Annotated in this window: 5 protein-coding genes and 1 tRNA gene; 4 read left to right on the plus strand and 2 right to left on the minus strand. The window is 74.0% G+C overall.

The annotated features are described in order from the left end of the window. Positions 1-106: 106 nt before the first annotated feature. Together ACFVUH_RS29115 and hemC are read left to right on the plus strand one after the other, a co-directional pair. Complete coding sequence (locus ACFVUH_RS29115; RefSeq protein ID WP_387916263.1) at positions 107-799, plus strand: DUF2306 domain-containing protein; 693 nt, start codon at positions 107-109, stop codon at positions 797-799. A 42-nt stretch (positions 800-841) separates the two neighbouring features. After that, complete coding sequence (hemC, locus tag ACFVUH_RS29120) at positions 842-1,777, plus strand: hydroxymethylbilane synthase (protein WP_355370102.1); 936 nt, start codon at positions 842-844, stop codon at positions 1,775-1,777. An 81-nt stretch (positions 1,778-1,858) separates the two neighbouring features. On the opposite strand, the gene ACFVUH_RS29125 is transcribed toward hemC, so the two are convergent. Beyond that, positions 1,859-1,932: transfer RNA gene (locus tag ACFVUH_RS29125), tRNA-Lys, on the minus strand. 75 nt (positions 1,933-2,007) lie between these two features. Beyond that, complete coding sequence (locus ACFVUH_RS29130) at positions 2,008-2,916, minus strand: NADP-dependent oxidoreductase (RefSeq protein ID WP_387916265.1); 909 nt, start codon at positions 2,914-2,916, stop codon at positions 2,008-2,010. 221 nt (positions 2,917-3,137) lie between these two features. On the opposite strand from ACFVUH_RS29130, the gene ACFVUH_RS29135 reads away from it, so the two are divergent. Continuing rightward, complete coding sequence (locus tag ACFVUH_RS29135; RefSeq protein WP_355370106.1) at positions 3,138-4,721, plus strand: Na+/H+ antiporter; 1,584 nt, start codon at positions 3,138-3,140, stop codon at positions 4,719-4,721. Between the two features lie 202 nt (positions 4,722-4,923). Next, positions 4,924-6,585 carry a glucose-6-phosphate isomerase gene (gene pgi, locus ACFVUH_RS29140; RefSeq protein WP_387916267.1) on the plus strand — a complete coding sequence of 554 codons (1,662 nt, stop codon included), beginning with the start codon at positions 4,924-4,926 and terminating at the stop codon, positions 6,583-6,585. Positions 6,586-6,685 lie beyond the last annotated feature (100 nt).

Below are 6,685 nucleotides of genomic sequence, written 5' to 3' on the forward strand. Positions count from 1 at the left end.
TCCGCGCATCGCCCTGGTGGGGTATTCCGGACCCCCCTGCGGGGCAGTCCGGGCGACCCCGCCGGGCGGACGCGGGCGGGCCCCGCCGGTCCGTAGCGTCCGGACCATGAACGCACCCGGCCCCCGGGCCCCGGCAGCCGCCCCCGCCCCGTCCGCCGACCGCGCCGCACCGCGTCCCGCCCGGGCCCGCCGGGCGGGCTGGTGGACGGTCACCGTGCTGGCCCTCGCCACCGCCCTGCTCACCGCCCGCTACCTGACCCTCGACCCGGAGGTCTTCCTCGACCGGCAGCGCTCCGTCTACCTGGCCCACCGCGTCCCGCTCGCCCTGCACGTCGGCGGCGGGGTGCTGGCGATCCTGCTCGGCCCCTGGCAGTTCCTGCCCCGGCTGCGCACCCGCCGCCCGGCCCTGCACCGGCTGACCGGCCGGCTCTACCTGCTCGCCGTCCTGGCCGCCGGCACCGGCGGTCTGCTGCTGGCGCCGTCGGGAATGGTCGGCCCCGTCGCGCCGATCGGCTTCACCGCGCTCGCCGTCCTGCTGCTGCTCTCCTCGGCGCTGGCCTGGCGGGCCGCCCTGCGCCGCGACGCCGTGCGCCACCGGGCCTGGGCCACCCGCTCGTTCGCGCTGATCCTGGCCGCCGCCACGCTGCGGATCTGGCTGCCGGTGATGGACCTCGCCGGGGTCCCGTTCGAGCAGGCGTACGCGAGCGCCGCCTGGACCTGCTGGCTGATCAACCTGGTGGTGGCCGAGCGGGTGATCGCCCGGATCCCCGCGGCCCCCGCCGCGCCGCCGGCCGGGTGATCCGGCGCCGCTCCCAACTATATGACGGCCTATCATCCAGCAATGACCACCGCAGAGTTGATCCGGATCGTCTCCCGCTCCTCGCCGATGGCGCTCGCCCAGGTCGAACGGGTCAGGGCCGAACTCGCCGCCCTGCACCCGCGGGTGCGCACCGAGGTGGTGCCGGTGACCACCTCCGGCGACCGCTGGATGGGCGACCTCGCCCGGCTCGGCGGCAAGGGCGCCTTCACCAAGGAGGTGGACGCCGCGCTGCTCGCCGGTGAGGCGGACCTCGCCGTCCACTGCCTCAAGGACGTGCCCGCGGACCGCCCGCTGCCGGCCGGCACCGTGTTCGCCGCCTACCTGCGCCGCGACGACATCCGCGACGCGCTCGTCCACCCCGGCGGCCGGACCCTGGACGAACTGGCGCCCGGCACCCGGATCGGCACCTCCTCGGTGCGCCGCCGGGCCCAGCTCGCCGCCTCCCACCCGCACCTGGAGTGCGTGCCGGTGCGCGGCAACGCCAACAGCCGGCTGGCCAAGCTCGCGGCGGGGGAGGCCGACGCGCTGCTGCTCGCGCTGTCCGGTCTGGAGCGGATCGGGGAGGCCGCGCGGATCAGCGAGGTGCTGCCGATCGAGGTGATGTGCCCGCCGATCGGTGCCGGGATCCTCGCCCTCCAGTGCCGCGCCGAGGACACCGCCACCATCGACGCGGTCGCCGGCCTCGGCGACCACCCGACCTGGCGCGAGGCGAGCGCCGAGCGGATGTTCCTGCACGTGCTGCAGGGCCACTGCAACTCGCCGATCGCCGGCTACGCCCGGGCCGAGGCGGACGGGCGGCTGTCACTGCGCGGCCGGGTCTTCACCCCGGACGGCAAGCGGGTCCTGGACGCCCACGAGTGGGCCGGTGCGCTGAGCCCGGAGGACCTCGGCACCGCGACCGCCCTCGCCCTCAAGCGGCAGGGCGCCTCCGAGCTGATCGGCGGGATCCCGCACTGAGACGCCGACGGCGGCGTTTCCGGGTGCCCCCGGAAACGCCGGAAGGCCCCTCGCTCTCACGAGGGGCCTTCCGACTGTCTGTGCGCCGCCAGGGACTCGAACCCCGGACCCGCTGATTAAGAGTCAGCTGCTCTAACCAACTGAGCTAGCGGCGCTTGCTGACGGGGAAGACCTTACCTGGTCAGCGGCCGAAACACACAATCGGCCCGGAGCCCGCCCCCGGGAGCGGTTCAGGGGGTGAGCACGACCTTGCCCCGTACGTGCCCGGTGCCGACCAGGCGGTGGGCGTCGGCCGTCCGCCCCAGCGGGAAGGTGTCGGCGATCTCCAGTTGCAGCCCGCCCGCTTCCCAGAGGTCGACCAGCGCGGCCAGCCGGGCCGCCGTCCGCGGTCCCCGGATCCCCAGCACGCCCAGGCGCCGGGCCACCGGGTAGTCGACCACGGTGCCGATCCGCGCCCGGTCGGCGACCAGCTCGACGGAGGCCTCCAGTGCCCCGCGCCCGGCCGCGTCGAAGGCCGCGTCCACGCCCTGCGGGGCCACCGCCCGGACCCGCTCGACCAGCCCCTCCCCGTACGCGACCGGGATCGCGCCCAGCTCCCGCAGATAGCCGTGGTTGCGCGCGCTCGCGGTGCCGATCACCGTGGCGCCCCAGGCCCGGGCCAGCTGGACGGCGACCGTGCCGACCCCGCCGGCGGCGCCGTGCACGAGCACGGTGTCGCCCGCGCCGACGTTCAGTTCGGTGAGCGCGAGGTGCGCGGTCTGTCCGGAGGCGGACAGCGCGCCCGCGTGCTCCCAGGGCATGCCGGCCGGCTTGCGCACCAGCTGGGCGGCGTCGGCCGCGACCAGCTCGGCCGCGCAGCCGAGCAGCCGGAAGCCCAGCACCTCGTCCCCGACGGCCCAGCCGTCGACCTCCGACCCGAGCCGGTCGACCACCCCGGCGAACTCGTTGCCGGGGATCAGCCCCGGGGTGAGTTCGATGCCGGCCGGGGACCGCCCCTCCCGGATCGCGAGGTCCACCGGCTGCACCCCGGCGGCGTAGACCCGCACCCGCACCTGGCAGGGGCCGGGCTCGGGGTCGGGCACCGCGGCCACCCGCAGTACCTCGGGGCCGCCGAACCGGGGGACGGTCACTGCCTTCATCGCGGGCACTCCTGTCGGGTCCTGTCGAGCCTCGGGTTCCCCCGATCCTGCGGGGTGAAGCCCACTTGAGGTCAACCCCTCACCGGCGTGTCGTCCCAGTTGAGATCATTGTCAGATTTATCCTTGACGGCGGCCCGGGCCATGTCCGGGCCGCACACCCGTGCACCCCGCTCGTGCACGCGCGCCGTGCACTCCCGCCCGCCACCGAGAGGACCTTTCCCGTGGGCCAGCTGCCCCTGCTCTTCCTGGTGCTGCTCGCCTCCGTGGTGACCATGCCGCTGGCCCGCCGGACCGGCGTGCCCCAGCCGGTGCTGATGACCCTGCTGGGCATCGCCATGGCGCTGATCCCGCAGATCCCCGACATCGCCATCGACCCCGAGCTGATCCTGCCGCTGGTCCTGCCGCCGCTGATCTTCGCCGTCGCCCGGCGCTCCTCGGTCCGCTACTTCAAGGCCAACTTCCGCTCCATCCTGCTGCTCGCCGTCGCCCTGGTGGTGGTCACCACCGCCGCCGTGGCCGGCGCCGTGCACTGGCTGCTGCCCGGACTGCCGATCGCCGCCGCCATCGCGCTCGGCGCCCTGGTCTCCCCGCCCGACCCGGTCGCCGCGGTCGCCGTGGCCGGCAGCGTCGGACTGCCCCGCCGGCTGGTCGCCATCCTGGAGAGCGAGGGCCTGTTCAACGACGTCACCGCGATCGTCGTCTACTCGCTGGCCATCGACGCGGTGGTCGGCGGCGACTTCTCCACCGGCCACGCGGTGCTGCGCTTCGTCCTCTCGGCGGTCCTCGCCGTCGTCATCGGCGTCGCCCTCGGCTGGGCCAACACCAAGCTCGCCGCCCTCCTGGAGGACCCCACCCAGCAGGTCGCGCTCAACCTGCTGGTGCCCTTCGCCGCCTACAGCCTGGCCGAGGAGATCCACGGCTCCGGCGTGCTCGCCGTCGTGGTCTGCGGGCTCTACCTCGCCGAACGGGCCGCCGACGCGGACGCCGTCTCCTACCGGCTGGTCGGCAACGCCTTCTGGGAGATCGTCGAGATCCTCATCACCGGCGTCGCCTTCGGCCTCATCGGCCTGGAACTGGCCACCGTCCTCAAGGAGGCCGGCTCCGGCTGGACCGGCATGCTCGGCGACGCCGCCGTGGTGATCGCGGTGGTCGTGGTGGTCCGGCTGCTCTGGCTGCTGCCGGCCGGCTGGCTCTCCCAGAAGCTGCGCTCCGGCTCCGAGGAGGACACCCCGATCAGCTGGCAGGAGAGCGTGCTGCTCTGGTGGTCCGGGATGCGCGGGGTCGCCACCGTCGCCCTGGCCCTGGCCATCCCGCTCACCCTCGACTCCGGCAAGGCCTTCCCGGAGCGCGGCCGGCTGGTCTTCATCGCGTTCAGCGTGGTGCTCTTCACCCTGCTGGTCCAGGGCCTCACCCTGCCCTGGCTGGCCAAGCGCTTCGAGCTCGACCTCGGCCACGACCGGCACGAGCAGGAGGTCCGCCAGCTCTGGTGGCGGGCCGCCAAGGCCGGGCTGCGCAGGCTCGGCGAACTGGAGGAGACCGACCGGCTGCCCGCCGAGGTCGCCGACCGCCTGCGGGACCGTCAGCACGACCGGCTGGCCCGGCTCTGCCCCGAGAACTACGCCGAGGAGGAGGCCTCCGAGGCCAAGCTGCGGCTCGCCCAGTGGCGCGCCGCGCAGAGCGTCGAACAGGAGATGATCGCCGCCTCCCGGCGCGAGATGGTGGCCGCCCGTGCCGAACCCGGCGCCGACCCGGAACTCGTCGACCAGGTGCTGCGCGGCCTCGACCTGCGCTCCGAGCGGCGGTGACGCCAGGCCCGGCCTGACGGGGCGTCCGAACGGGCACGGGTCGCCGGGGGCGGAATGTGCGCCCGGGGTCGCGGTGTTGCATAGGCTGACCTCGGGCAAGGCCGTCAACGGAGTCGGCGCACCCCGGTACCCGCACGACCTCGCGAAACCCTCCCGCCTGGCCCTGCCGGTATCCGCACCCAGACGAATCGAGGAGCCACCGATGTCGGAGACCCGTGCCGACGCCCGTACCCCGCTGGACCGCACCCCGCAGTGGGCCGCCCTCGCCAAGCACCGGGAGGAGTTCGGCGACACGCACCTGCGCGAGCTGTTCGCCGCCGACCCGGAGCGCGGCCGCCGCTACACCCTCCAGGTCGGCGACCTGCACGTGGACTACGCCAAGCAGCTCGTCACCGACGAGACCCTGGCGCTGCTGCGCGAGCTGGCCGCGGCCACCGGCGTCGCCGAGCTGCGGGACGCCATGTTCCGCGGCGAGAAGATCAACACCACCGAGCGGCGGGCCGTCCTGCACACCGCGCTGCGTGCCCCGCGCGGCGCCGTCGTGGAGGTCGACGGCGAGAACGTCGTGCCGGCCGTGCACGCCGTGCTCGACAGGATGGCCGGCTTCGCCGAGCAGGTCCGCGGCGGCGAGTGGCGCGGTCACACCGGCAAGCGGATCCGCACCGTCGTCAACATCGGCATCGGCGGCTCCGACCTCGGCCCCGCGATGGCCTACGAGGCGCTGCGCTCCTTCACCCAGCGCGACCTCGACGTCCGCTTCGTCTCCAACGTGGACGGCGCCGACCTGCACGAGGCGGTCCGCGACCTGGACGCCGCCGAGACGCTCTTCATCGTCGCGTCCAAGACCTTCACCACCATCGAGACCATCACCAACGCGGTCTCCGCCCGGAACTGGCTGCTCACCGAGCTGAGCGCGGACACCGACGCGGTCGCCAAGCACTTCGTCGCGCTCTCCACCAACGCCGAGGGCGTCGCCGACTTCGGCATCGACACCGCCAACATGTTCGAGTTCTGGGACTGGGTCGGCGGTCGCTACTCCTACGACTCGGCGATCGGCCTCTCGCTGATGATCGCCATCGGCCCGGACGCCTTCCGCGAGATGCTGGACGGCTTCCACCTGGTCGACGAGCACTTCCGCACCGCCCCGCCGGAGGAGAACGTCCCGCTGCTGCTGGGCCTGCTCGGGGTCTGGTACGGCGCCTTCTTCGACGCCCAGGCGCACGCCGTGCTGCCGTACTCGCACTACCTGTCGAAGTTCACCGCCTACCTCCAGCAGCTGGACATGGAGTCCAACGGCAAGTCGGTGGACCGCGACGGCCGCCCGGTGGGCTGGCAGACCGGCCCGGTGGTCTGGGGCACCCCCGGCACCAACGGCCAGCACGCCTACTACCAGCTGCTGCACCAGGGCACCAAGGTCATCCCGGCGGACTTCATCGGCTTCGCCCGGCCGGTCGCCGACCTGCTGCCCGGCCTGGTCGCCCAGCACGACCTGCTGCTCGCCAACTTCTTCGCCCAGACCCAGGCGCTGGCCTTCGGCAGGACGCCGGAGGAGGTCGCCGCCGAGGGCGTGCCGGCCGAGCTGGTCCCGCACAAGACCTTCCGGGGCAACCACCCGACCACCACCGTGCTGGCCGGCGAGCTGACCCCCTCGGTGCTCGGCCAGCTGGTCGCGCTCTACGAGCACAAGGTGTTCGTCCAGGGCGCGATCTGGAACATCGACTCCTTCGACCAGTGGGGCGTCGAGCTGGGCAAGGTGCTCGCCAAGCGGATCGAGCCGGTGCTGCTGACCGGCCAGGGCACGGAGGCGCTGGACAGCTCCACCGCCGCGCTGGTCGCCCGCTACCGCGAGCTGCGCGGGCGCTGACCTCCCCGGTCCGGCGCGCGGGCCGTCCGCTTCGGCGGGCGGCCCCGTGCCGGCCGGCCCCGGGGATGTGCCCGGAAACGCCGGAAGGCCCTTCGCTCTA

It is taken from the genome of Kitasatospora sp. NPDC058032, from assembly GCF_042885845.1.
Taxonomy (GTDB): domain Bacteria; phylum Actinomycetota; class Actinomycetes; order Streptomycetales; family Streptomycetaceae; genus Kitasatospora.